Below are 23,111 nucleotides of genomic sequence, written 5' to 3'. Positions count from 1 at the left end.
GGAAAACGATAGTAGGGTAAGCGGCTACAGATTTAGTGGCTATGCACGGCCCCGGCCCGCTCGCGCAACGGCCGCCCCAACCCGCCGCTGCGATGCGCCTGGATTTCCGCCACAATGCAAAGAGCTATTTCCTCGGGCGTGTCACTGCCCAAGTCCAGGCCAATGGGGCTGTGCAGGCGTTGGTAGAGCGAATGCGTGTCGCCGGTCAGGTCTGCGAGCAGGCGCTGCCCTTTTTTGCGCGGACCGAGCAGGCCCACGTAGGGCGCGGGCGCGCCGGCCAAGGCTTGCAGCGCGGCTAGGTCGTAGGCGTAGTTGTGGCTGAGCAGCACGTGATAGGCCAGCGGGTCGGGCGTTTGCGTGGCCAGCGCCTGCACCGATACCAGGCGCACGGCCGCTGCCTCTGGGAAGCGGGCGGCCGTGGCCAGGTTGGGCCGGCCATCGACCACCGTGATGTGCCAGCCCAGCGAGCCGGCCAGCCGCACCAGGGGCTGGGCGTCGTTGCCGGCGCCGTACACCACCAGCCGCAGCGGCGGCACCAGCACCTCCAGCAGCGCCCGCACCGGCCCGGCGTCCGTGTCGATGTCCAGCACCCGCGACTGGCCCAGCAGCAGCGTGGCGCGGGCCGCTTCCGTCAGGGGCCCGGCCAAGAAGGAGTTGCCTTCCATGCTGCCGCCGTCGGTGAGCAACAGGCGCTGGCCAACCACCGCCTGGGGGCCGGTCGCGTCGGTGGCGAAGATGGTGGCCAGCACGGCGGGCACGGGGTGGCGGGCAAAGGCGCGCAGCATTTCCAGCGCGTTGGCCTGGTCAGCAAAATCGAGCGGTTCGAGCAGGATGCGCACCACGCCCTGGCAGCCGGGCCCCAGACCGTGGCGCGGGTCGTCCTCGTCGCGGGTGTCGTAGGTGACGAGCGCCGGCTCGCCCTGGAAAATGGCGCGCCGGGCCCGCTGCCGGGCATCGCCTTCCAAGCAGCCGCCGCTGATGGCGCCGGTCAGCTCGCCGTCTTCGGTCACGAGCATGCGCGCGCCGGGGCGGCGGTAGGCCGACCCCAGCACCTCCACCACCGTGGCCAGGGCACAAGGTCGGGCCGCGGCGCGGTGCGCGTCGTAGGCCAGGAAAAGTCGCTGCAGCTCCGTCATGTTATCCGCGAATAGCGTGGCAGGGGCCTACAGCAGCTTATCCATTGTGATGGGCAGCTCGCGGACGCGCTTGCCCGTGGCGTGGTAAATGGCGTTGGCCACGGCCGCCGTCACACCCAACATGCCCACTTCCCCAATGCCTTTCACCCCGATGGGGCTCACCACATCGTCGTTTTCCTCCACAAAAATCACGTCGATTGTATGGATGTCGGCGTTGACCGGAACGTGGTACTCGCCGTAGTTGTGGTTCACGTAGCGGCCGAAATGGTGGTCGGTAACGGTTTCCTCCATCAACGCCATGCCGATGCCCCACACCACCGAGCCCAGAATCTGGCTGCGCGCCGTTTTGGGGTTCATGATGCGGCCGGCCGCCACGGCGTTGACCACCCGCGTGACGTGCACCACGCCCAGCTCCTCGTCCACTTTCACCTCCGCAAACACGGCGTTGTGCGAGTGGCAAGAATACTGCGCCTGCCGGGCGGCGTCGGGCTTGGCCCCGCCTTCGGCTTCGAGGGCGACGGGCCCGCTGGCCGCCAGCACCTCGCGGATGGCGACCTGGCGGCTCAGGTCGTCGTTGGCGCGCATCACGCCGTCGACAAACTGCACGTCCTCGAAAGCCAGCCCGGCCAGGGGCGAATCGGCCTGCTGCTGCGCCAGCGCCAGCACCTTCTTGCCCAGGGCCTGACAGGTGTTCTGCACCGCCGTGCCCAGCGAGGCCGACATCCACGAGCCGCCCTGGATGGGCGCCTGGGGCAAGCTGGTGTCGCCGAGCACCAGGGTAACATCCTCGATGGGCAGGCCTAGGGTTTGGGCGGCCATCTGCGTCATGATGGTGTAGGTGCCGGTGCCGATGTCGGTGCTGGCGCTGCTCACCGTGAGGTGGCCTTCGGAGCTCAGCCGCGCCTTGGCCTTGACCGGCTGCTGCTTGGCTTCCCACATGCCGGTGCCCACGCCCCAGCCCACCAGCAGGTGGCCGTCGCGCATGGAGCGGGGCTCGGGCGTGCGCTGCTCCCAGCCAAACCGGGCCGCGCCCTCGTGGTAGCACTCGCGCAGGCGCTTGCTGCTGAAGGGCTTGTTTTCGGCCTTGTCCCGCTCGGCGTAGTTCAGCAGGCGAAATTCCAGCGGGTCGCGGCCGGCCTGGTAGGCCATTTCGTCGATGGCGACTTCGAGGGCAAACTCGCCCGAGGCCGCGCCCGGCGCCCGCATGGATTGGGGCGTGTAGAGGTCGAGTGGCACGATTTGGTGCTGGAGCGAGACGTTGTCGCAGTTGTACAACACCCCGGAAGTCGGCACCACGTTGTCGGCGTAGTTTTCGAAGCGCGAGGTTTCGCTCACAGCCGTGTGCTGCAGGGCCGTGAGGTGGCCCCACTCGTCGGTGCCCAGCTGCAGGTGCTGGATGACGCCGGGCCGGTTGCCCATGCTGAACATCTGGTCGCGGGTGAGGGTGAGGCGCACCGAGTGCTGCAGCTCCAGGGCCGCCAGCGTGGCCAGAAACACCTGATGCTGCGGCCGCAGCCCCGAGCCGAAGCCGCCGCCCATGTAGGCCGTAATCACCTGCGCGTCGGCTTTTTCCAGCCCAAACACGTTGCACAGGTACTCCTGCACGTTGTATACGCCCTGGGTTTTGTCGTAGATTTTCATCTTCCGGCCCTCGCCCAGCCACTGCACCGTGGTGGCAAACAGCTCCATCGGGTTGTGGTGCTGTGCCTGGTGCCGGTACTCGCCGCTGTGCCGGTGGGTGGCCTGCGCAAACGCCTGCCCGAAGTGCCCATAGGAAGCCGGGGGCGTGAACACGCTGTCCTTCGGCGGCGTGAAGCCCGCGTGCTGCCCTTGCTCCAGGTCGGTATTGAAATCGGCGGTTTCGTAGTCGATTTCCAGCACCGAGGCGGCGTAGCGGGCCAGCTCAAAGGTATCGGCCACCACCAGCGCCACCGGTTGCAGGTTGAACAGAATATCGGGGGCGTGCAGCGGCCGAAACGGCGACCCATTCGGTGCAATGACGTCTTGGTAGCTTTTATCGAGCGAGGCCAGGGCCGGCACGTTTTCGTGCGTAAAAATCTGCTTCACGCCGGGCAGGGCCAGCACGGGCGCCGTGTCAATCCGTGTGATTCGGCCCTTGGTGATGGGGCTGTTTACCACGTAGCCGTACCACAGGTCGGCCACGGGATAATCGGCGGCGTAATGGGCCGCGCCCGATACTTTGGCCGGTCCCTCCACGCGGTTGGTCGGCTGGCCTACGTAGTCGGTGCCCAGCTTCACGGTGGGCGGCGGCGCAATGGTCTGGCTCATGGCTTACGGGTTAGAATTGAGAAATGCGTTCGGACTCAGGGCCTGATTCATGGCCGCGGCCTGCGTGAGGGCCCGCACGATGGCGCGCTGGCCCAATTCAATTTTGAAGGCATTGTATTGGTAGCCCTTGGCCTCGGCAAATACCAGGGCCGCCGCCCGGCGAAACGCGGTGGGCGAGGCGGGCTGGCCTTCGAGCAGGCGCTCGGCTTCCGGGTCGCGCCAGGGCTTGTGGGCCACGCCGCCCAGGGCAAAGCGAGCTTTTCGGATGGTGTCACCGTCCATTTCCAGGCCCACGGCCACGCTCACCGTGGCGAAGGCGTAGCTGGTGCGGTCGCGCACTTTCAGGTAGGTGAAGTGCTCGGCGTAGCCCTGCGCGGGCAGGTCGATGGCCGTCACCAGCTCGCCGGGCCGCAGCGTGTTGTCGAGGTGGGGTGTGTCGCCCGGCAGCCGGTGGTAGTCTTTGATGGGAATGGTGCGCTCGCCCTCCGGGCCTTGCACGCGCACCACGGCCTCCAGCACGGCCAGGGCCACGCACATATCCGAGGGGTGGGTGGCAATGCAGCTTTCACTGGTGCCCAGCACGCCATGCCCGCGGTTGAAGCCGGCAATGGCCGAGCAGCCGGTGCCCGGCTCGCGCTTGTTGCAGGGCGTGGCCAGGTCGTAGAAATAAGGGCAGCGGGTGCGCTGGTTGAGGTTGCCGCCGTCGGTGGCCGCGTTGCGCAGCTGCGGCGTAGCCCCCGACAAAATGCTCTGGCTCAGCACCGGGTAGCGCGCCTGCACCTGCGCATCGTAAGCCGTGGCCGAGTTGGTGACGAGGGCACCCAGCCGCAAGCCGCCATCGGGCAGCGGCTCGATGTGGTGCAGCGGCAGGTGGCCCAAGCTGGTGAGGTGACGCGGGCGCGTCACGTTGTATTTCAGCAGGTCCACGAGGTTGGTGCCGCCGCTCAGGTAGGCCGATTCCGCGTGGCCGACCCGGTCGGCTACTGCCGCCGCCACCGAGTCCACTTGGGTTAGCGTGAAGCTGTTCATAGGAAGCGCGTTGGTTATTGGGCGGTGGCGGGAATGGTCGTCAGGGTGCCGTTGTCTACCACGGCCTGGCCGTCGTGCAGCACCTCCATCACGGCCGAGAGAATGTTGGTGTAGGCTCCGCAGCGGCACAGGTTGCCGCTCAGCAGCTCGCGCACCTCGTCCACGGTCTGGGCACGGCTCTCGTTGATGAGGCCCTGCGCCGAGCAAATCTGGCCGGGCGTGCAGTAGCCGCACTGGAAGGCGTCGTGGTCGATGAAGGCCTGCTGCAAGGGCGAGAGGTTGTCGGCGCTGCCCAGCCCTTCGATGGTTTCGATTTTTCGGCCCTGGTACACGGTGACCAGCGCCAGGCAGGCGTTGATGCGCAGGCCGTCGACCAGCACGGTGCAGGCGCCGCACTGGCCGTGGTCGCAGCCCTTTTTGGTGCCCGTCAGGCCCACGTACTCGCGCAGGGCGTCGAGCAGGCTGGTCCAGGGCGCAATGTGGATGGTGCGGTCCTGGCCGTTCACGTGCAGCGTCACCGGCTGGGCCGCGGCAACAGTTGGCGCCGGCGGACTTAGCGGCTTCTGGAGGAAGTGAGTCATAAAAACAACGAAAAGCGAGCGACTAGGAAAGGGCTGGCGCAGCGGTCAGCTCAGGCCCGCGCCCGGCGTTTCAGGGCGAAGCCTGAGCTGACCGGAGCGGGTTAATGCGTGGCCGCGGCCATTTCCGGCCGCGCTACTTTGTGGCTCACCAGCCACTCGGTCACGGCCAGCGAGAAATCGGCCACGTCGATGGGGTGGCGGCTGGTAATGAGGTTGCCATCCACCACCACGGGCTCGTCCACCACGTTGCCGCCGGCGTTCACCAAATCGGTCTGAATGTTCCAGTAGCCGGTGAGTTTTTTGCCCTTCAGCAGGTCGGCCGTGGCCAGCACCACCGGGGCATGGCAGATGGCCGCCACCAGCTTGCCCGCTTTAGAAAAGTCCTGCACGTACTTGATGACGGCTTTGTCGTAGCGCAGATTATCGGGATTCCAGGCGCCGCCGGGGATGAACACGGCGTCGTAGTCGTCCACCTTAACCTGGTCGGCCCGGCGGTCGAGCTTCACCCAGCCCACCGGCGTCAGGTACTGAATGGCCATGATGTGGTCTTTGGCCATTTCCGGGGTGCTGAGCCCAAAGCGGGCCGGGGCCGGATTGTCCGACGGCCCCACAATTTCGACCTGCGCGCCCAGGGCGCGGAAGTACCACACGGGCCCCAGCATCTCGATTTCCTCGAAGCCATCGGCGGCAATGACCCCAATCTTTTTGCCCGCCAGCTTTTTCGGGTCGTCGATGGGAGTAAAGAAAAACTCCCGCATCTTCTCGTTGCCGGGCGCCGTGAGCAGTTTTGCCACCGGCAGCCCCGCCACCGCCGTTTGGCTGGTCAGCTGCATGACGATTTCTAGTTCGCGTTTGCTTTCATCTGATACATTCATGATTTAGGGGTGTTAAAGGGTGAAAAAGGGGAAGGCATTATTTCCAGTGCAGCGGGGCCAGCTCGGTCAGTTTGTGCAGGCCCTGCTCGAAAGGCGGGTTGGTGATGGAGGAGTGCAGAAAATCGAGGATGGGCGCCAGAAACGGAAACTTCAAATGGTCCTGCAAAGCCTGCTCGCTGCGGAACTTCTCGTAGGTAATGAACTTATCAGCAGCCCCTTCTATCTGGGTCAGTTGGTAGGTCACCACGCCGGCTTCGCCCCGGATTTGCGGCATGGCGGCGTGGTAGCGCTTTTTGAATTCTGCCCCGGTTCCCGGCTTCGCATCCACGAATAGCATCACGGTCATGGGCTGGTCGTCGGGGTTAGGAGCCCGCTGCCACGCTTCTTTGGCGAGGGGTTCGAGGTCCTGCACGGCCAGGGTTTCGGCGGGCGCTTCCAGGGCCTCCGCCGCCAGGCGGCTAATGGCGGCGGCCGGGCTGCTTTTCTGGTGGGCCTCCAGATGCGTCTGGGTTTCCCAGCGTTCCACTAGCCAAAGCACGCCGGCCTTGTCGCGCTCGGCGTAGGCCTCGGCCATGATGTTGCCGGTGCTTTGAAGCGCGCCAGCCACGTACTCGCTCAGGGCCTGACGGAAAGCGTCCTGCTGCGCCGGCTTGACGTGGTAGCTGGTCAGCCGCGCCACTGGGGCGGTGCTTGCGGACGGCGGTGCGGCGGCTTGGGGAGAAGATTTTTGCTTTGTTTCCATAAGTTTACATGCGGTTGGGTAAGGCGTATGGCAGTTGGGAAGGCGCCATTCATTCAATGGCCCAGGACTCCGGATTCTGCTCCTGCTTGGCGTTCATTCCGGCCTGCAGGATGGGAAACAGCACCTAATAGCAGGGTCGTGAGCATGTGGGCTCGTCCCGTCAATGGCCTTAAAGGGGTGGATGCTAATCGGCGTAGACCATGGCCTGCTCTCCCATCGAACCGGCCGCTAATACTGCGGGCGGCACAGCCGCAAGCCGGGAAATGTTTATCAAGGGAGGCTACTCCGACACGCGGCAGCAGGTCAACCAATCGTTAGTCTGGTGGTCCAAAGGTCACCGTTGCAGCCCTTTTCCTTTGTCTCTTTTTGAACAAATATTGTTCAATCCCTATTTATTATTTATGCATCTTTTAATCAGCAACTTATATTGATAACACACGCCTGCATGTGAGGCTTTTTTTGTTTTTTGTGCGCGCTTGTCAAAATACTCTTATTGAAAGCAGGCCTCATTTAAGTGCGTTACTCCTGCCGGTGCGCCACAGCTCCAGTAACCAGCTGCAGTGGCTAAACACCGGGAGCAAATAGCCTTTCGGATGCCCGCTTACATGCGAATGCCCAGAAGCAACGATACTGCTTCTGGGCATTCGCATGTAAGCGGGTACTATTGGTAGAAAAAACGATACTTCCAACCAGCAGAATCAGGTCTGACTACTCAGAGAATTGGTTGGTGACGACCCAGGCAAATACTGCTGACCTTGAATGGCGGTCAAGTGACTAGCCGGAAAGCAGCCACACCGTACTGCGGCAATTACGGGGCGAGGCCTTAGCTGTGTTCCAACACCACACCGGCGCCCATGGCCTCGACCCAGCGTTTGAATCAGGGGCGCGAAGCCGCTACGAGCGGTCAGTTAGCCGGGAAATAAGTCGTTTTCAAGTACTCGCGCAGCGACGTGGGCTTGCGGCCCAGCAGCCGCTCCACCGTACCATCCGGCACCGCCAGCATGCCGTGCTTGATGGCATCATCCCACTGGGCGAAGAACTTGGCCACGGCTTCGGGGAAGCCAGCGGCTACTTTTTGCGCGATGTAAGGCGCCGGCTCGGTGTTTTTGTAAACAATGGGCCGGCCCGCCAGCGCGGAGAGTTCCTGGGCTACGTCGTGAAACGAATAAGCTTCGCTCCCGGCCAGGGTATACTCTTGGTTGTCATGGGCTTCGCTGGTTAGCAGGGCGGCCGTGGCAGCGGCCAACTCAGCCCGCTTAACAAACGCGGCCTTGCCTTCTCCCGCCGGGACCTCAATCTCCGACTCGGGCACCTCGCTGCCAATCAGGTACCCGAGGCCTTCGAAGTAGTAGCCGTTTTTGAGAATGGTGTAAACCAGCCCGGACGCTTTGAGGTAGGCTTCGGTGGCCAGGTCGCTTTCCGTGACCTCCGGCATCACAAAATCGGAGCTGCGCTGGATGCTGGTGTAGAACAGGTGCTTCACCCCTGCCTCCTTGGCGGCGTCGATGACGTTGCGGTGCTGGCTCACCCGGTCGGTAAAGGCGACGGCAGAAACCAGCAGCACCTTCTCAATGCCCCGGAAGGCTTGCACCAGCGCAGGGTAGTCAAAATAGTCGGCTCGCCGCACATCGACGCCCCGCTGCACGAGGTCAGTGGCTTTGCTGGCGTCGCGCACCAAGGCGGCGATTTCCGCGGCCGGGATGGTCGTGAGCAGGCAATCGATGGTTTCGTGGCCTAAGCCACCGGTGGCTCCAGTTACTAAAAGCATGGTAAACAGAAAAAGAGAGTTGTTAAATAAAGAAAACCGCCCAGGCTGAGCCGGGCAGGCTCCCAGTGACGGCAGGAAAAAACCCTGCGTATATTTGCTTGCAAATTGCAAGTGCAAATGTATTGTTAAATACTTGCAAAAAGCAAGTGAAAAATATTTTTTGTTATGAAACCGCTCAAACAGCGTTCTACCTGCCCCGTTAGCACCTCGCTCGACGTGTTGGGCGACAGATGGACCCTACTCATTCTCCGAGACATGGTGTTCGCGGGGAAGTCTACCTATGGGCAATTCCTGCAGTCCGCAGAGAAAATAGCCACCAATGTGCTGGCCGACCGTCTGGCGGTATTGGAGGCGCAAGGCCTCTTAACCAAGGCCGTAGCCGCCGATAAGAAGTCGAAGTTCACCTACCGCCTGACGGAAAAAGGCGTCGATACCATCCCCATTATTATAGAACTCGTGCTGTGGGGCGCCGCGCATTGCCCCACCGTCACCGACACTGGCTTATTGGCAGAACTCCAGACCGGAAAAGATGCGGCGGTGGAGAAGTACAAGCAGCTCGCCCGCGAAAAAGCCCTGACCTAAACAAAAAGGCACCGCCTGGGTGAGCGGTGCAAAGCCCCAGGAGTGAATGGGGTGTGCGCGGTTAGCGGGCGTTGGCGCAATAAGTCAGCGTATCATGCTTCCGCCAGCATCACAAGTTGGCCTACGAAAATGACTTTTTTACGCGCACGAGCGCCCCTACCGCCATGCCAAGCAGGGATAGCAACGGCCGATGGAAAGGCTAGAATGAAGCCAGGAATGGCAAACCGCCGCGCTTACAGCGTCCAGGGCAGCCGGAGGGCGTTGGGGTAAAGCGCGAATACTTTGTCGGCCTCCAGGTCGGGGTAGTGCGGGGCGGCTTTCTCATAGAGCAGCAGCGCCGACTCGTTGCCGGCGGGCACGATGTCGCCTTTTTCCATCTGCTTCTGTTGCAGCAGGTAGGGCTTCAGCCACAGCAGGGCGGCGTGCAGGCCGCGGCCGTCGGGCAAGGCATAATTCCACAAGTCGATGTGGAGGCGTTGGGCGAGCTGCGCCAGCCGCACCCAGCCCACCAGGTTCATGGTCACGTAGTTCCAGGGGCGGGTGCGGGCCAGCTCCAGGGGCTGGGCGCCGTCGGGGGCCAGCTGCATGGCCAGGCGCGGCTTCGTCTGCGTTTCGATTACCTGCCGGGCCAGCGCTTCATCGCCGGTGAACAGCGCGTAATCAATCATTTGCGTGTCGTAGAAGGTGCCGTGGTTGTTCTTCACCTTGCCCTCGGCTACGCCCAGCTTGCTGGTGGTGGCCCAAGTGGTAAATTGCCAAAACCAGTCCCGCAGGCCGCTTACCAGTGGGTCATCAATGCTTTTGCTGCCGTTCATCATAGCCAGCGCATCCGGAATTTCTACCAGGTTGCGGGTTTCAATCATACCGTAGCTGCGGCCAGTGGTCACGCCCGGAATGGCCTGCGCGAAATTTAGGTTGGGGTTCATGCGGGTGGCGGGGTCCAGAAAAAACACCCGCAACAGCTTGGCGGCATGCGCCGCGTATTCCTCCTTGCCGCTGAAGTAATACGCCACGCCCAGCTTTTTCACGTCGCTAATCATGCCGACGCAATTGGCCCCGTCGGTAAACGTCGCGGCTTCGGGGTTGCGCAGGCCGTCGCGGTCGATGTAAGGCTTGCCGCCGGGCTTGGTCGTGTCGGCCCAGCTGTAGGGCGCCTGCGACATGTAGTCGTGCTTGTCGCCGCTGGGCGGCACCTGGCTTTTGCCCGTGATGAAGTAGGGCCCGCGGCGCAGGGCTAGGTCGGCTTCGCGCAGCACGGCCTGCACCTGCTTGGTTTCGGCGGGCTGCTTTTTCAGATAGGCCGCCTTGTACGCGGCCAGTTGGGTCTCATCGAGCAAAATGAACGCGGGGCCCCGGCCGGCCTGGGCCAAAGCCAGGTGTTGAGGTAAGCCCAGCAAAGCCAGCACCAGCCAGCAGTTGATAACAAGCACGCGCAACATAGAAGAAAGGAAAATGGGCTGGAGCCTGTTCAGGAAACCGGCCAACTCGGTGTAGCGCAAAGGTGCGCGCGGTCACGCAGGCACGCTGTCTGATTTTATACATTCTGTGTTCACAAATACATTTTGTGTAGAAATGCTGACCACCAACATATTAAAAATAAAAAACCGGGCCTTTAATGAGCCCGGTTTCACTTTTTGAACGTGACAAGTAGCCTGGGTTTTAGTGCGGAGCGTGCTGCAACCGGTATTCGGAGGGCGTGAGCTGGTAACGTGAGCGGAAGCTGCTGGAGAAATACGACGGCGTGGAGAACCCCAGCTCGTAGGCTACTTCGGTGATGGTGCGCGACCCTTCCAGCAACAGCTCGCACGCCTTCACCAGCCGGCGGCCTTGGATGAACTCCGTAATGTTCATGCCCAGCACGGCCTTCACTTTGCGGTAGAGCTGCATGCGCGTCAGGCCCACGTAGCGGGCCACGTCTTCCACGGCCAGGTTGGCGTCGCTCAGGTGCGCGTCCACGGTGGCCGTGAGGTTGGCCACGAACTGCTGGTCGGGGGTGAGGGCGACTTCGTCGAGGCGGAACTCGCGGCGGAACTGCGCGCGCTGGCGGGCGCGGTTGGCCAGCAGCGTGCGCACGCTTTCGAGCAGGAGCGCGGGGTTGAAGGGCTTGGTCAGGTACACGTCGGCGCCGGCCTGCACGCCTTCCACCTGCTGCTCGGGCGCGCCGCGGGCCGTGAGCAGCACCACCGGAATGTGCGAGGTGCGCCAGTCGGCCCGCAGGCGGGCCACCACTTCCAGCCCGTTCAGGCCGGGCATCATCACGTCGCACACTATCAGGTCGGGCAGCAGCTCGGTGGCCAGCCGAAAACCCGAGTGGCCGTCGGTGGCGCTCTGCACCCGGAAGTCCCCGCCCAGCTTGCGCACCAAAAAGTCGTTGACTTCTTGGTTGTCCTCAATCACCAGCACCAGCGTTTCGCTTTCGGCGTTGGCCGACACCTCGGTTTCGGGCACCAAGTCGCTCAGCGCGCCCGTCGGCTCGTCGAGCCAGCTCGCCGGAGGTTCCAGCGGCTGGCGGGCCGTCAGCTCGGCGGGCAGTTCGCGCGGCAGCGTCACGGTGAAGGTGCTGCCCCGCCCGGCCAGGCTGCTGAACGTTAGCTCGCCTTGGTGCAGGCGCACCAGCCCGTGGGCCAGCGCCAGCCCAATGCCGGAGCCTTTGGCCCCGGACCCCTGGCTGCCCTGGTAAAACCACTCGAAAATGTGGGCCCGGTCTTGCTCCGTGATGCCGCGGCCCGTATCGGCAATGCTCACCTGCACGGACCGGCCCGCCGCCACGGGCTGCAGGCTGATGGTAATCGTGCCCCGGTCGGGCGTGAACTTCACCGCATTGGAAAGCAGGTTGAAAAACACCTTGTCCAGGATATTGCCATCGAACCAAGCCAGCAGTTCCGGCTTGGGGCTCAGCAGCCGCAGGTCGATTCCGCGCAGCTGGGCCGGCTTCTCAAACAGTTCCACAATCTCGCGCACAAAGCCCACCAGGTCGCCCCGCGTGGCATGCACGGCCGTTTTGCCCACCTCAATTTTGCGGAAATCCAGCAGCTGATTCACCAGTTGCAGCAGCCGCTGGGTGTTGCGCCGCACCAACGCCAAATCCTGGCGCTGCCCCTCGGTGAGGGCGGAGCCCGTGGTGAGCAATTCTTCCACCGGCCCCATAATCAAGGTGAGGGGCGTGCGCAGCTCGTGCGACAGGTTGGTGAAGAAGCGCAGCTTGGCTTCGGTTTCGGCGCGGGCCTGCTCGGCCAGCGCTTCGAGCTGGTTGCGCTGCGCCAAGATTTCCTCGTTCTGGCTTATTAACTGCCGATTAATCCGGTCGTTCTCCTCGTTTTGGGCGATTAACTCGCGGTTGATTTTATCGTTTTCCGCGTTTTGCAGCGCCAGCTGGCGGTTCACCAGCCGGATTTTGCGCGCCGAGCCCCAGGCAATAATACCCAGCACAATGGCCCCGGCCAACGAGGCCAACAGCGCGTACAGAGCCGTCCGCTGCGTGGCATAAGTGTCCTGCAAATGCTGTAACAAGCCCTGCTGCCGCTCAATGTCGCGCCGCTGACTCGCCATTTTGCCGGTCTGGTATTGTATCGTCGCGGCGTTGGTCGAATCAACGACAATCGTGCCGATGACATTCTCCCGCTTGAAAGGCAGCTTGTCCAGAATGCGGGCCGCCAGCCGAATGGCATCTTCGCCCGCCGTGGGATACAGCAGCGAGGCCGTTAGTTCGCCCCGCTGTATCAGCACCGGGTCGAGCCCATCGACGCCGATGATGCGCACTTGCCGCGTGCGGCCCATTCGCTGCAGCACGTCGGCGGCGCCGCGCGCCATGGCGTCGTTATGCGCAAAAATGAGCGACACCCCGGGGTGCGCTTGCAGGGCTTCGGTCAGGGCCGGCTGCAGCGCGGTGCGGTTCCAATTGCCGGCCACTTGGGCCACCAAGTGCAGGTCGCGAAACTCGGCCAAGCCTTCGCCAAAGCCTTGGTGCCGGTTGATAGTGGCCGGCGCATCGGCCGTGCCCAGAATCTCCACCACGCTGCCCCGGCCTTTGAGCAAGCGGGCAGCGTAGCGCGCAGCGGTTTTGCCAGCAGCTAGGTTGTCGCCCCCCACAAAAGCCGTGTACTGGGCCGATGCAGTCCGCCGGTCAAGCAATATGACGGGAATGCCGCGTTGGTACACCTCTTCCACCACCGGCGTCAACGCCTTCGCTTCCTGCGGCGACACGATGAGCAGGTCGATGCCCTCGCGCAGCAACGCGCGGATTTGCTCCTGCTGCCGCTGGCTGTCACTGCGCGCGTCCATCACGCGCAGCCGCAGTTCAGGGTGGAAGCTCAATTCCCGCTCCATGCCCGCCGATACGGCCTGCCGCCACGTGCCGCCAGTGTTGCACTGCGAAAACCCAATGCGGTAAGGCCGCGGTTTCACGGGCCCGCTGCAGGCACTGAGCAGCACAACGAGGGCGGGTGCCAAGCGCCACAAAAAGCGAATACGAACTTTGTGGGTCAATGCGTTAGAGGGTATTCTTAATCTGGAACCAACACGTTACTTTCCAAATATACATAATCGGAAGAGGAGCCGTAATAAATCGTCACCACTTCATTTTGCAAAAAAGCAGGAGTTCGTTAAGCGCTAATTCTTTGACGTAACTGCTTTGGAATTATCCTCGACGTTCCATTCAATCAGCAACTGGCGCGGGTCGACACCAGCTTTTGCCGGGCGGTAGGGCACCGTGAACACAATGGTTTGCTGGCCGGATTTGATGAGGTGCTTTTGCCGATATATCCTTTTGCCGTCTTCCTTGCCTTTGTCAGCGGGGGCGAAGGCGCCGATTTCCACCCATTCCTTCAGGGGGCGTTTGGTCTCGGTGCCGGCGCTGTCCACGGCCAGCTTGCGGGCCTGCAGGGTAAGCGTCACCTGCCAGGCGCCTCCGTTCAGTTGTTTGGTGGTGGCGGTTTTCGCGGCTAATTCCCAAAAGGTATTGGCCCGGAACAGGTCGTGCAGCAGCGGGTGGAGCGAGTCCGGCGTGGCCGTTTGCAGCTCCCGGTAGAGGTCGAGCGAAGTAGCGAAGGGGCGAGTCCCGGGGCGATGGTGCGCCAGCAGCTGCCGAAGGGCCCCATTTACCCGGTCGCGGCCGATGTATTGGCTCAGCGCGTACAGCGCCAGGGGCCCTTTGCGGTAGTTCTGGTAAAAATCGTCGGCTTGCAGCAGCGGCTTGGCGGCGCGGGTGCGCGGGGTTTCGTTTTCTTCCCGCAGGAAGCGGAGCAGCGCCCGCAGGTGCTCCGGGCCGTACTTGTCCTCCACCACGCCCAGGGCCGAGTACCACGCCAGGCTTTCGGAAATGAGGCCGGCGCCCTCCACGTAGGCTTGTTTGAGCTGGTTGCCCCACCACTGGTGCGCCACTTCGTGCGCCACCACGGCCGTCACCAGGTCGAAGCCGCGCTGGTCCGCCTTCGGGTTCAGCAGGAAAAAGCCCTCTTCGGCCGTGATGTCGAGGGGCGCGGCGTGGTGGCCAAAGGCGTAGCTTGGGTGGGCCACAAAGCGCAGCTGCCGGTGCGGGTAAGGCCCAAACTGCTGCGTGTAATAATCCAGCGACGCCCGGGCGCTCCGAACCATGCGCGCCGGGTTCTCCGTCAGCCCCGGGGGATAATAAATCTGGATGGCCACGTCCTGGCCGGCTCCGGCCGATGGGCTCTGCCATTTTCCTGCCAGCACCGCGTAGCTAGCCGAGAAAAAGGCGTATTCGTTGCGAATGGGCGCGTCCGTGGCGTAGTGGAAGTAGCGGCGGCCGGCGGTGGTCCAGGTGCGGCGCAAGGTGCCCGGCGCCACCGCCGTCTGGTCGGCATCCGTGCCGATGATGGCTTCGAAGCGGATTTGCTCGGGAAACGGGGCGTAGCGGCGGGCGGCCCCGTCGTGGAGCGAGTAGGAGGCGGGCCGGGGAGGCAAGCCGTAGGTCTTGCGGGCGCCGGCCTCGTCCAGCTCGCGGTAGGGCTGGTACCCCAGAACCGGCAGCCACTCCAGATTCCGGAAACTGGTGCCGTTGGCCTGCACCTGCGCGTCGGCGCCGTCGTTGGAAAAGCCCTGCGGGTGGTGCTTCACCTGAAAACTGAGGCGCAGCGAGTCGCCGGGAAGGAGGGGGTGGGCGAGGGTGTAAATGCGGTAGCCTTGCTCCGCGTCCACGAGCACGGCCTTGGCTGGCTGGTCGAAGCGGATGGCGGTGGTTTCAACGCCGGCCCCGGTCGCCAGGTGAACCGAGTCGATGGGCGCTTGGCCGTTGTTTACCAGCAGGTAGGTGCCCTGGATTTCTGCCGCCCGCTGCTTGGGATACATTTCCACCCGCAGCTTTACGCCGGTCAGCAGGGGCTGCGGGGCGTGCTGGTACCGGCGGTAGTGCTGCTCGTAGGCCGCGCGCTGCGCCGCAGTCTTCGAAGATGACGCGTAGGCATGCAGCACGTTGGTGTTGTAGAATATGAACCCGCCACACAAGCAGATGCCAGCAACCGCCGCCCCCGAAACCAGGCCGGTGGAACGCGTAACTCGCCGCCGCGCCAGCTGCAGCCGCGCCGCCAGGCCACCCTCCCGGCCCCGCACCCAAAACAGCCGCGCCACCACCGCCAGCAGCAGCGCCCAGGCCACCCAGTACCCTTTAAACCACAGCCACGGTCCCAGCGTCGGCCCGAAACCCGCCATGTCGGTATACGTCCAGCCCGGACTGGCGCCAAAGAGCAGCAGCTTGTGCTCAATGCCCAATTTGGGCGCCAAGACAATGAAGCCATAGGCCAGGAGCGCCACCAGATGCCCCACGAATTTCTGATTAATCAGCACGTGCACCAGCAGGGCCACCAGGGCGAAAAGCAGGCAGTCTACCAACTGCAGCCCGAAGAGAATTTTTAAGTACAGCCCAATTTCCGCAGTGGCCCCGCCAAAGGCTACCTGCGCCAGCGTGCCGGCCGTCATCACAAAGGCCAGCCAGGCCACCAGTACCAGGCCCAGGGCCAGAAACCGGCTGCCGAACAGCACCCATTCCGGCACCGGCGCCGCGTTGGCCAGTTCGCTCAGGCCCGCATCCCGTTCCCGCCACACCAGCGCGCCGGCGTAGAAAATGGTGAGCAGGGCCATGAACAGCCAGAAAACCGTGGGCTCCGTCAGGGGAGCCGTTAGCTGATGCAGCACGAAGTCGGTGCGGGGCAGCAGCGGCACGCCCCGGCCCTTCAGGTTGCCGCGCAAAGTCAAGGCGAATAGGCCGGCCAGGACGGCCAGCAGGGGCAACCCAGCCTTGCTGGCAGCGAGCTGCCGAAAGCATTCCCAGGCGATGCGGCGCAGCTGGTGCAGCTGCGTGGCCCAGCCGTACGTGCCTCGTACCGGCGACAGCGCTTTGCCGGTTTCCCAGCTCAACTCTTCCCGGGCCGTCCGCGCGGGCGCTGGCTGGCTGCCCGAAAGCGGCTGTTGGCCGCTTTCGGGCAGCACAAACTGAAAACGGGCATACGTAAACATCAGCAGGCCCAACGAAGCGGCGAGCCACAGCAGGCGGTTGGCAAGGAAAAAGCCCTCGGGCAGCACCAGACGCGTGTTTCGCTCCAGCGGGCCCCACGTGGTCAGGTAGCGCATCACCGGGGCAAACCCCGTGGAATCCACCAGATGGGCCCATTCCCCAGTTTGGTGCAGCACGAGGCCGAGCCCGTAGCCCGCCGCCCAAAGGGCCGTGGCGCCCGCATAACTACCCATGACCCGGCGGCTGAGCGTCGCCGCCGAGAATTGCGTGGCCGTCGCAAAAAACGCGTTGGGCAGCAGGATAAAGCCAAAAGTTGTCAGGTAAGGCGCCGTCCGGAACGGGCCCAGAATTTCCGCCTCCAGCCCGGAGAAGCGCAGGGCCAGCAGCGTGCCCAGCGGCACGGCCAGCAGGAGCAGGCCATTGAGGGCCAAAGCGGCGCCAAACCGCCCGCCCAGGTAAGCGGCCTTGCCGGCGGGGGCCGGGTAGGTGAGCAAATGCATGCGGGTCTGCACGTCGCGGGCCGCCGCCTCGCCCGCCACGGAGGCCCCAATGACCAGCCAAAACCCGCTGCAAACCACCGCCACCGAGGCGATGACGACGGGCGCATTCGCCAAAAAATACCCGTCCCGCGCATCGGAGGCATAATTGGCCGTGACAATCAGAAACGCGAGGACCAGCAGGGCCCCGAAGTAGAGCCAGGTGGTGGCCCGGCGCAGCTGGTAGCGAAATTCCAGCGCAAAAATGGTTCGGAACTTCATCGCGCTGCTTCCTCCGCGTTTGGCTGCGCCCGGGCCGGGCCGAAGCAGCCCGTCATGGCACTGAAATAGACATCCTCCAGGTCCGGCTCCACCGGCTCGAACCCGGGCCCCGGCATTGCGAGGCTGTGCACGTGCACCATCGTGCGGCCACTGAGCAGCTTGGCCGAAATAAGCCGGTGTTCCTGCTCCAGCGCCGGGAGGACGGTTTTGTCGGTCAGCTTGCGCCAGATGCGGCCCTTGAGGGCGGCCACGGCTTCCAGCGGCTGCGCTTCCAGCAGGATTTGGCCCTGGTTGATGATGGCCATGTTGGTGCACAGCTCCGAAACGTCTTCCACGATGTGCGTGGAGAGGATGACGACGCTGTTCTCGCCCAACTCGCTGAGCAGGTTGAGAAAACGAACCCGCTCGGTGGGGTCCAGGCCGGCCGTGGGCTCGTCGACGATGAGCAGCCGGGGGTTGCCCAACAGGGCCACGGCCACGCCGAAGCGCTGCCGCATGCCGCCCGAGTAGCCGCCGAGTTTCTGTTTGCGCTTGTCCCAAAGGTTGGTTTGCCGGAGCAGGGCCTCGGTGGCGGCGCGGCGCTCGGCCCGGTTGGTGATGCCTTTGAGGACCGCGAAGTAGTCGAGCAGCTCCTCGGCGCTGGCTTTGGGGTACACGCCGAACTCTTGGGGCAGGTAGCCCAGCGTCTGGCGCAGCGCTTCTTTTTGGTGTATCACGTCAATGTCGCCCAGGAAGACTTGTCCGGTATCGGGCTCCTGGAGCGTGGCCAGGGTGCGCATCAGCGTGGATTTGCCGGCGCCGTTCGGGCCCAGCAGGCCGTACATGCCCGGCGGGATGTCCAGCGACACATTGTTCAGGGCCTGCACGCCATTCGCATACTTTTTGGAGACGTTGCGGATGGAGAGGCCCAGCGGGTGCTTTCCCATTTTATTGGTTTTGCTTCGGTGAATCGTTCAATCGGGAGAAAGCCTCAGCCCCTTGGCCGGAGCCGGCTGCCTCGCTTTCAGGACGAAGCACCTGGCGCCGGCGCGAATGGCCAAAACCGATATGCTGATGCGCCGAACCGCTCTACCAAGCCGGGCTTTGCCGCCGCGAAAGCCCTGGTAGTGTCCTTTCCGCCTCCCGTAGATTAGCCCCCGCAGCTGGTCGAAACGCGGGCCCGGACCACCGCCCACCGCCCCACCTTTGTGCCATGGAGCGCGTCAAAAAAATCTTCCGGCTGATTCACCTGGTCGTTTGGGGCTTGTTCACCTCGTTGGTGGTGCTGCAGCTGAGCAGTGAAACCGATGCCCATTGGCGTAGCACCGCCGCGGGGTTCATTGCCACCTGTCTGTATGTGTTTTACGCCCACTTCACCCTATTGACCCGGTACGCCGGCAAGCAAAAGGGCTATTGGCCCCGGCTAGCGGCCATTGCCTTGACCGGGCCGGTTCCGTCTGTGTTTTTTCAGCAAAAGCCGTTTGATTTTGGGTACTACGCCATGCACCTGGCTACTACGGTGCTCATCTTTCTCTTTCTGAGCTGGCTGGCCCGGGTCACGGAAACGCTGGTGCTCAACACCATCCGGAAAGAACAGCTGGAGAAACAGGCCGTGGAGGCCGAGCTGAATTACCTGAAGTCGCAGATTAACCCGCACTTTCTCTTCAACACCCTCAACAACATCCACACGCTGGTGTACAAGCAGGCTCCGGCCGCCCCGGAGGCCGTCATGCACCTGGCCTCGCTGATGCGCTACATGATATACGAGTCGAACGCGGCCACGGTGCCGCTGGCCCGGGAGCTGGACTACCTGCGGGACTACGTGAGCTTGCAGCAACTGCGCTACAAGCACAGCCCGGTGGTCGACCTGCATCTCACGGGCGAAACAACGCCCTGCCACATCGCTCCTTTGCTGTTCATCCACCTGCTCGAAAACGCCTACAAGCACAGCCCCGCCCGGTTGGAACCCGGCGACTTGCGGGTCAACGTAGCGCTGCACGAAGGCACCCTGATTTTCCGCGTGCAAAACCCCGTCGCGAGCAAGCCGGCCAACCTGCTGGAGGAGCCGGGCGGCATCGGCTTGCCCAACGTCCGCAAACGGCTGGCGTTGCTCTATCCCGGCCGGCACACGCTGGCCATTGAGCACACCGGCGAGACCTTTGCGGTCCTGCTCACCATCCACGGCCTTCACGCCCCGGCTCATGAAAGACAAGCTCACCTGCATCATCATTGAGGACGAGTACCTGGCCCAGGAAATTCTGGAAGAGTACATCCGCAAGGTCTCCTTTCTGGAGCTGAAAGGGACCTACGCCAGCCCGCTGGAGGCCGCGGGCCAGCTAGCCGAGGATAACCCCGACCTGCTGTTCCTCGACATCAACATGCCGGACCTGGACGGGCTCAGCTTCATCCCGATGCTGAACCCCAAGCCCCTGATTATCCTCACCACCGCCTACGACCAGTACGCCCTGAAAGCCTACGATTTGGAGGTGAAAGACTACCTGCTCAAGCCCTTCACGTTCGAGCGGTTTTACCGGGCCGTGCTGCGGCTGTACCAGGAGCACGGCCCCCGGCCGGCCCCGGAAAAGAAGGCGGAAAAAACCGAGGCGAGGCCGGAGCCGGAATACCTTTTCCTCAAGGTGGGCCACCGCATCCAGCGAGTGGCGACCCGCGACATTCTCTTCGTGGAGGGCATGAAAGACTATTTGCGGATTCACACCCGGGAAGAAAAAATCATGACACTGCTCAGCTTCGCCAAATTGGAAGAGCTGCTGCCCGCCCCGGAATTTGCCCGCGTGCACCGGTCCTTCCTGGTCGCCATCGACAAAATCGACCACATCGAGAAAAACCGGATTCAGATTGCCGACCAACTCATTCCCATCAGCGACACTTACGCCGAGGCTTTCTATAACATGCTGAAAGGGATGCAGTAAGGGAACAGACTCTTGGCACTGCCCTTACCTGCGGAAATGCGCTGACGGCATTTCACACCGGTATTTCCAGCGGTTGCCGGCTTTTAAACTTGACCAGCAAGTGGAAACAAGGAACGCCGCGATGAAGAAGGGCGACTGCGGCCCGGCAGGCTATCAGGAATCAGCGATGCTCATCCCCATTACTTCTTCGGACGTGAGGCCAAAGAGGGGAGGGGTCGGCACGTCCACCAGGCCCAGGTAGACGTACAGCTGCCCCCGGTGATGAATTTCATGCTCCAGGAGCGCCCGCAGCCATTTCCACAGCGTAATCTGCCCGTTGCCCGGCGGGTAGCGCTTTTGCTGCAGGTCGCTGTCGCTCAGGCTGCTGAAGATGGCCGCGGACTCTGCCCGCAGCCGCTGGTAGTAGCGCAGCACCTCAGCGGGCCCATCGGCCAGATTCCGGCCACAGCCCGCGTAGGCACTCGGCCGGCCCGCCGCCACTTCGGCGTACAGGTACCGCTCGATGGCCGCGAGGTGGCGAACGGTATCGCCGAGGGAGAAGCTGCCAGGCCGGGGGCGCCATTCCACGTGGTCAGGAGGCACCAGCGCAACCACCCGGTCGGTGCGCTGGCGGATTTTCCCGTGGTAGTCGAGAAAAGAGGCAATGGTGCGGATTTCCATCAGGGTTTCGCCAAGAGGGCGGTACCTGCCGCGCCTTCGTCCAGCAGCAGTTCCATGTGAATGTTGACCCGCTCGTAGGGCGAAGGCCGGTCGGGCTCAATTTTTCGGAAGCCCAGCTTGTAGTAAAGCCGAATGGCGGCCGTGAGCCCGGTGTTGCTTTCCAGGTACACGCGCCGCGCGCCCATGCCGCGGGCCGTGTCGAGGGCGGCCTGGGCCAGGCGCTGGCCAATGCCCAGCCCTTGCGCGGCCGGCGACACGGCCATTTTGGCCAGCTCCAGCGTGTCGGCGTCCATGCGTATCAGCGCGCAGGCGCCCACCACCTGCCCCTGGTATTCGGCCAGTAGGATTTGGCCGCCCCCCTGCAGCACGTATTCTTCCGGGTGGTCGAGCATTTTCAGGTCGGCGGCTTCGAGCACGAAGTCCTTCTCAATCCACTCCACGTTCAGGCGCTTGAAATCTGCCGCGTACTGCGGCTGGTAAGTCAGAATGCGGACGTGTTCAGTGAAGAGCCCGGCTTGGCGGGCCTTCGTCCCACGTTTTTCGGGGGTGTCAGGTGTATCAAGAGTGGGCATGGCATTGAGTAAATAAGCTTGTGAAAAGTGACGGAATCGGCTGGTTAGGCCTGCCGAAAGCAGGCGGCTTGGCCCTTTCTAGGACGCCGAGGGCTGCTGGTTTTGCAAGTACTCGTCGGTGAAGTGCACCGTGCGTTTGGGCTGGGCAAACTTCTCGGCGTTGTAACTCTGCGAATTACCCCGCGGAATGGACAGCGACTGCCACTGGCCATCGAGCACCAGTTTGCCGATGAACACGATTTGGCCCACGTGGTAGGGGTAGTGCGCCAGCTGCCGGTTGATGGCCTCGGTGATGCTGTGGCCCTGGTTGCGGATGTAGACCATAGTGTCCTGGTTGGCCTCCGTGATGGAGTCAAGGGCCGTGAACAGGCACGTCCAGCCGGCTTCCCACTGGGCCAGCAGGTCGGCGCGGGTCCGGCTGCCGGTTTCAAATTCCGCGTCGCGGTTGCGCCATTCCTTCTCTCCGTCGGAAGTGAGGAAATCGGTCCAGCGGGAGAGCATGTTGCCCCACAGGTGCTGCACGATAATGGCAATGCTGTTGCTTTCGGCGTTGTACTGCCAGAACAGGGCCTCGTCGGGCAGCTGGGCAAACGTCTGGTCGCCGAGCAGCTTATAGTACTCGAACTGTTTTCTTACACTGGTGAGGTAGTCGGGGGCCATGAGAAAAGGGTTGGAGGATGAGGGAAAAAGCAACGGGTTCTCTGATAGGAAGTGCGTTAAGCCAAAAGCTTGGCGGGCTGCTTTTTTGGCTGCTGCGCTTGGCTGGACGGCAGCGGTGGGACAAGAGCCGGACGGTTGATGAGCCACACGCCGCCCAGTATCACCCCCAGGGCCAGCACCTGCTGGCGGCTGATGGCCTCGTGGGCCAGGCCTGCCCCCAGCAGCACGGCCACCACGGGATTGACGTAGGCGTAGGTGCCCACCACGGCCGGTGGCCGCACCTGCAGCAGCCACAGGTAAGCCAGGTAGGCCACGCCCGAGCCGAATACCACCAAGTAGCCCACCGCCCACAAACTCCGGCCACTGACCTGGGCCGGCGCCACCTGCGCCCACTCGCCCGCCGCAGTGCCCACCAGTCCGCAAAACAACCCCGCCGCCAAGAGCTGCTGCGCCGCGTTGGGCAGGGGCGGGCCCGGCGCGGCCCAGTAGCGGTTCAGCAGCGCCCCGGCCGCGGTGCACAAGCTCCCCGCCCCAATGGCCCCGACCGCCAGCCAATACCCGGGGCCGGGCAACCGCGCGGCCGAGGCCAACAGCTGCTCGCCAAACAGGCCCACCACGCCCAAGCCGCCCAGCAGCAGGCCCAGCAACCGCAGCTTCTCGTGTCGGTACTGCGCCCACCGCGGCCAGTCGAGGACGGCCAGCCACAGCGGCACCGTGGTGGCCAGAATGGCGGCCAGGCTGCTGGGCAGCACCTGCTCGGCCCATACCGTGGAACCGCTGCCCAGTCCCAGAATCAGCACGCCGCAGGCCGCGTTGCGGGGCCAGCCGGCCCGCCTCAAGGCCGGCTGACCCCGCAGTTGGCTCAGGCCCGCCAATAGCGTGCCGGCCAGCAGCAAGCGGGCGGCCATCAGCAGGTAGGGCGGCAGCGTTTCCAGGGCCACCAGCGCCGCGAAGTACGTCGACCCCCAAATCACATAAATGGCCGCAAAAGCCAGCGCTACGGCGCCGCGCTTGGCCTGAGCGGGCGCGGGTGGGCTGCGGTGAACGGGAGAATTGGCAGTCGCGGGCATGGGGAGACGAGC

General features: G+C 63.5%; 18 protein-coding genes. 3 read left to right on the top strand and 15 right to left on the bottom strand.

What is annotated here, in order from left to right; genetic code table 11:
• Positions 1–32: 32 nt before the first annotated feature.
• From JAO73_RS15095 to JAO73_RS15065, 7 genes are all read right to left on the bottom strand, one after another.
• Positions 33–1,136, bottom strand: coding sequence for an XdhC family protein (locus JAO73_RS15095; protein ID WP_198977941.1), 1,104 nt, complete (start codon positions 1,134–1,136; stop codon positions 33–35).
• A gap of 27 nt (positions 1,137–1,163) precedes the next feature.
• Positions 1,164–3,425 (bottom strand): xanthine dehydrogenase family protein molybdopterin-binding subunit, encoded by a 2,262-nt coding sequence (locus JAO73_RS15090; protein ID WP_198977939.1) that lies wholly within the window; start codon positions 3,423–3,425, stop codon positions 1,164–1,166.
• Between the two features lie 3 nt (positions 3,426–3,428).
• A complete protein-coding gene (locus tag JAO73_RS15085) occupies positions 3,429–4,454 on the bottom strand; it encodes an FAD binding domain-containing protein (RefSeq protein WP_198977937.1) in 1,026 nt (341 codons plus the stop codon).
• Positions 4,455–4,468: 14 nt separating this feature from the next.
• On the bottom strand, positions 4,469–5,035 hold the full coding sequence (locus JAO73_RS15080; protein WP_198977935.1) for a (2Fe-2S)-binding protein: 567 nt from the start codon (positions 5,033–5,035) through the stop codon (positions 4,469–4,471).
• 101 nt (positions 5,036–5,136) lie between these two features.
• On the bottom strand, positions 5,137–5,910 hold the full coding sequence (locus JAO73_RS15075) for a DJ-1/PfpI/YhbO family deglycase/protease (RefSeq protein ID WP_198977933.1): 774 nt from the start codon (positions 5,908–5,910) through the stop codon (positions 5,137–5,139).
• Positions 5,911–5,947: 37 nt separating this feature from the next.
• On the bottom strand, positions 5,948–6,652 hold the full coding sequence (locus JAO73_RS15070; protein ID WP_198977932.1) for a putative quinol monooxygenase: 705 nt from the start codon (positions 6,650–6,652) through the stop codon (positions 5,948–5,950).
• Between the two features lie 904 nt (positions 6,653–7,556).
• Positions 7,557–8,420 (bottom strand): SDR family oxidoreductase, encoded by an 864-nt coding sequence (locus JAO73_RS15065; RefSeq protein WP_198977930.1) that lies wholly within the window; start codon positions 8,418–8,420, stop codon positions 7,557–7,559.
• Positions 8,421–8,585: 165 nt separating this feature from the next.
• Between JAO73_RS15065 and JAO73_RS15060 the strand changes: the two genes are divergently transcribed.
• The gene (locus JAO73_RS15060; protein ID WP_198977928.1) at positions 8,586–9,002 is read left to right on the top strand and encodes a winged helix-turn-helix transcriptional regulator; all 417 of its coding nucleotides are present in this window, start codon (positions 8,586–8,588) and stop codon (positions 9,000–9,002) included.
• 233 nt (positions 9,003–9,235) lie between these two features.
• Here JAO73_RS15060 and JAO73_RS15055 read toward each other — a convergent pair whose 3' ends face one another.
• From JAO73_RS15055 to JAO73_RS15040, 4 genes are all read right to left on the bottom strand, one after another.
• Positions 9,236–10,441 carry an alginate lyase family protein gene (locus JAO73_RS15055; RefSeq protein WP_198977921.1) on the bottom strand — a complete coding sequence of 402 codons (1,206 nt, stop codon included), beginning with the start codon at positions 10,439–10,441 and terminating at the stop codon, positions 9,236–9,238.
• 220 nt (positions 10,442–10,661) lie between these two features.
• On the bottom strand, positions 10,662–13,451 hold the full coding sequence (locus tag JAO73_RS15050) for a substrate-binding domain-containing protein (RefSeq protein ID WP_198977920.1): 2,790 nt from the start codon (positions 13,449–13,451) through the stop codon (positions 10,662–10,664).
• Positions 13,452–13,610: 159 nt separating this feature from the next.
• On the bottom strand, positions 13,611–17,228 hold the full coding sequence (locus JAO73_RS15045; RefSeq protein ID WP_198977919.1) for an ABC transporter permease/M1 family aminopeptidase: 3,618 nt from the start codon (positions 17,226–17,228) through the stop codon (positions 13,611–13,613).
• Entirely contained in the window at positions 17,225–18,154 is a 930-nt protein-coding gene (locus tag JAO73_RS15040) for an ABC transporter ATP-binding protein (RefSeq protein WP_410504994.1), read from the bottom strand. The genes JAO73_RS15045 and JAO73_RS15040 overlap by 4 nt, the downstream gene beginning before the upstream one ends.
• 266 nt (positions 18,155–18,420) lie before the next feature.
• Between JAO73_RS15040 and JAO73_RS15035 the strand changes: the two genes are divergently transcribed.
• Both JAO73_RS15035 and JAO73_RS15030 read left to right on the top strand, forming a co-directional pair.
• Entirely contained in the window at positions 18,421–19,440 is a 1,020-nt protein-coding gene (locus JAO73_RS15035) for a sensor histidine kinase (protein ID WP_198977917.1), read from the top strand.
• Positions 19,409–20,137, top strand: a complete 729-nt coding sequence (locus JAO73_RS15030; protein ID WP_198977915.1) for a LytR/AlgR family response regulator transcription factor — start codon at positions 19,409–19,411, stop codon at positions 20,135–20,137. The genes JAO73_RS15035 and JAO73_RS15030 overlap by 32 nt, the downstream gene beginning before the upstream one ends.
• 153 nt (positions 20,138–20,290) lie before the next feature.
• On the opposite strand, the gene JAO73_RS15025 is transcribed toward JAO73_RS15030, so the two are convergent.
• The 4 genes from JAO73_RS15025 to JAO73_RS15010 all read right to left on the bottom strand — a co-directional run bounded on the left by JAO73_RS15025 (position 20,291) and on the right by JAO73_RS15010 (position 23,099).
• Positions 20,291–20,797 carry a DinB family protein gene (locus JAO73_RS15025; protein WP_198977913.1) on the bottom strand — a complete coding sequence of 169 codons (507 nt, stop codon included), beginning with the start codon at positions 20,795–20,797 and terminating at the stop codon, positions 20,291–20,293.
• A complete protein-coding gene (locus JAO73_RS15020) occupies positions 20,797–21,369 on the bottom strand; it encodes a GNAT family N-acetyltransferase (protein WP_198977911.1) in 573 nt (190 codons plus the stop codon). The genes JAO73_RS15025 and JAO73_RS15020 overlap by 1 nt, the downstream gene beginning before the upstream one ends.
• 78 nt (positions 21,370–21,447) lie before the next feature.
• On the bottom strand, positions 21,448–22,029 hold the full coding sequence (locus tag JAO73_RS15015) for a DUF1572 domain-containing protein (protein WP_198977909.1): 582 nt from the start codon (positions 22,027–22,029) through the stop codon (positions 21,448–21,450).
• Positions 22,030–22,085: 56 nt separating this feature from the next.
• Positions 22,086–23,099 carry an EamA family transporter gene (locus tag JAO73_RS15010; RefSeq protein WP_198977907.1) on the bottom strand — a complete coding sequence of 338 codons (1,014 nt, stop codon included), beginning with the start codon at positions 23,097–23,099 and terminating at the stop codon, positions 22,086–22,088.
• Positions 23,100–23,111 lie beyond the last annotated feature (12 nt).

Source organism: Hymenobacter miniatus (assembly GCF_016427455.1).
Lineage (GTDB): Bacteria > Bacteroidota > Bacteroidia > Cytophagales > Hymenobacteraceae > Hymenobacter > Hymenobacter armeniacus.
This window is presented reverse-complemented; position numbering and strand designations above follow the sequence as displayed.

What these genes read in the sequence shown, in the direction of transcription:
- JAO73_RS15095 (WP_198977941.1), bottom strand. Translation starts at nt 1,136, where the DNA reads ATGACGGAGCTGCAGCGACTTTTCCTGGCCTACGACGCGCACCGCGCC.
- JAO73_RS15090 (WP_198977939.1), bottom strand. Translation starts at nt 3,425, where the DNA reads ATGAGCCAGACCATTGCGCCGCCGCCCACCGTGAAGCTGGGCACCGAC.
- JAO73_RS15085 (WP_198977937.1), bottom strand. Translation starts at nt 4,454, where the DNA reads ATGAACAGCTTCACGCTAACCCAAGTGGACTCGGTGGCGGCGGCAGTA.
- JAO73_RS15080 (WP_198977935.1), bottom strand. Translation starts at nt 5,035, where the DNA reads ATGACTCACTTCCTCCAGAAGCCGCTAAGTCCGCCGGCGCCAACTGTT.
- JAO73_RS15075 (WP_198977933.1), bottom strand. Translation starts at nt 5,910, where the DNA reads ATGAATGTATCAGATGAAAGCAAACGCGAACTAGAAATCGTCATGCAG.
- JAO73_RS15070 (WP_198977932.1), bottom strand. Translation starts at nt 6,652, where the DNA reads ATGGAAACAAAGCAAAAATCTTCTCCCCAAGCCGCCGCACCGCCGTCC.
- JAO73_RS15065 (WP_198977930.1), bottom strand. Translation starts at nt 8,420, where the DNA reads ATGCTTTTAGTAACTGGAGCCACCGGTGGCTTAGGCCACGAAACCATC.
- JAO73_RS15060 (WP_198977928.1), top strand. Translation starts at nt 8,586, where the DNA reads ATGAAACCGCTCAAACAGCGTTCTACCTGCCCCGTTAGCACCTCGCTC.
- JAO73_RS15055 (WP_198977921.1), bottom strand. Translation starts at nt 10,441, where the DNA reads ATGTTGCGCGTGCTTGTTATCAACTGCTGGCTGGTGCTGGCTTTGCTG.
- JAO73_RS15045 (WP_198977919.1), bottom strand. Translation starts at nt 17,228, where the DNA reads ATGAAGTTCCGAACCATTTTTGCGCTGGAATTTCGCTACCAGCTGCGC.
- JAO73_RS15040 (WP_410504994.1), bottom strand. Translation starts at nt 18,154, where the DNA reads ATGGGAAAGCACCCGCTGGGCCTCTCCATCCGCAACGTCTCCAAAAAG.
- JAO73_RS15035 (WP_198977917.1), top strand. Translation starts at nt 18,421, where the DNA reads ATGGAGCGCGTCAAAAAAATCTTCCGGCTGATTCACCTGGTCGTTTGG.
- JAO73_RS15030 (WP_198977915.1), top strand. Translation starts at nt 19,409, where the DNA reads ATGAAAGACAAGCTCACCTGCATCATCATTGAGGACGAGTACCTGGCC.
- JAO73_RS15025 (WP_198977913.1), bottom strand. Translation starts at nt 20,797, where the DNA reads ATGGAAATCCGCACCATTGCCTCTTTTCTCGACTACCACGGGAAAATC.
- JAO73_RS15020 (WP_198977911.1), bottom strand. Translation starts at nt 21,369, where the DNA reads ATGCCCACTCTTGATACACCTGACACCCCCGAAAAACGTGGGACGAAG.
- JAO73_RS15015 (WP_198977909.1), bottom strand. Translation starts at nt 22,029, where the DNA reads ATGGCCCCCGACTACCTCACCAGTGTAAGAAAACAGTTCGAGTACTAT.
- JAO73_RS15010 (WP_198977907.1), bottom strand. Translation starts at nt 23,099, where the DNA reads ATGCCCGCGACTGCCAATTCTCCCGTTCACCGCAGCCCACCCGCGCCC.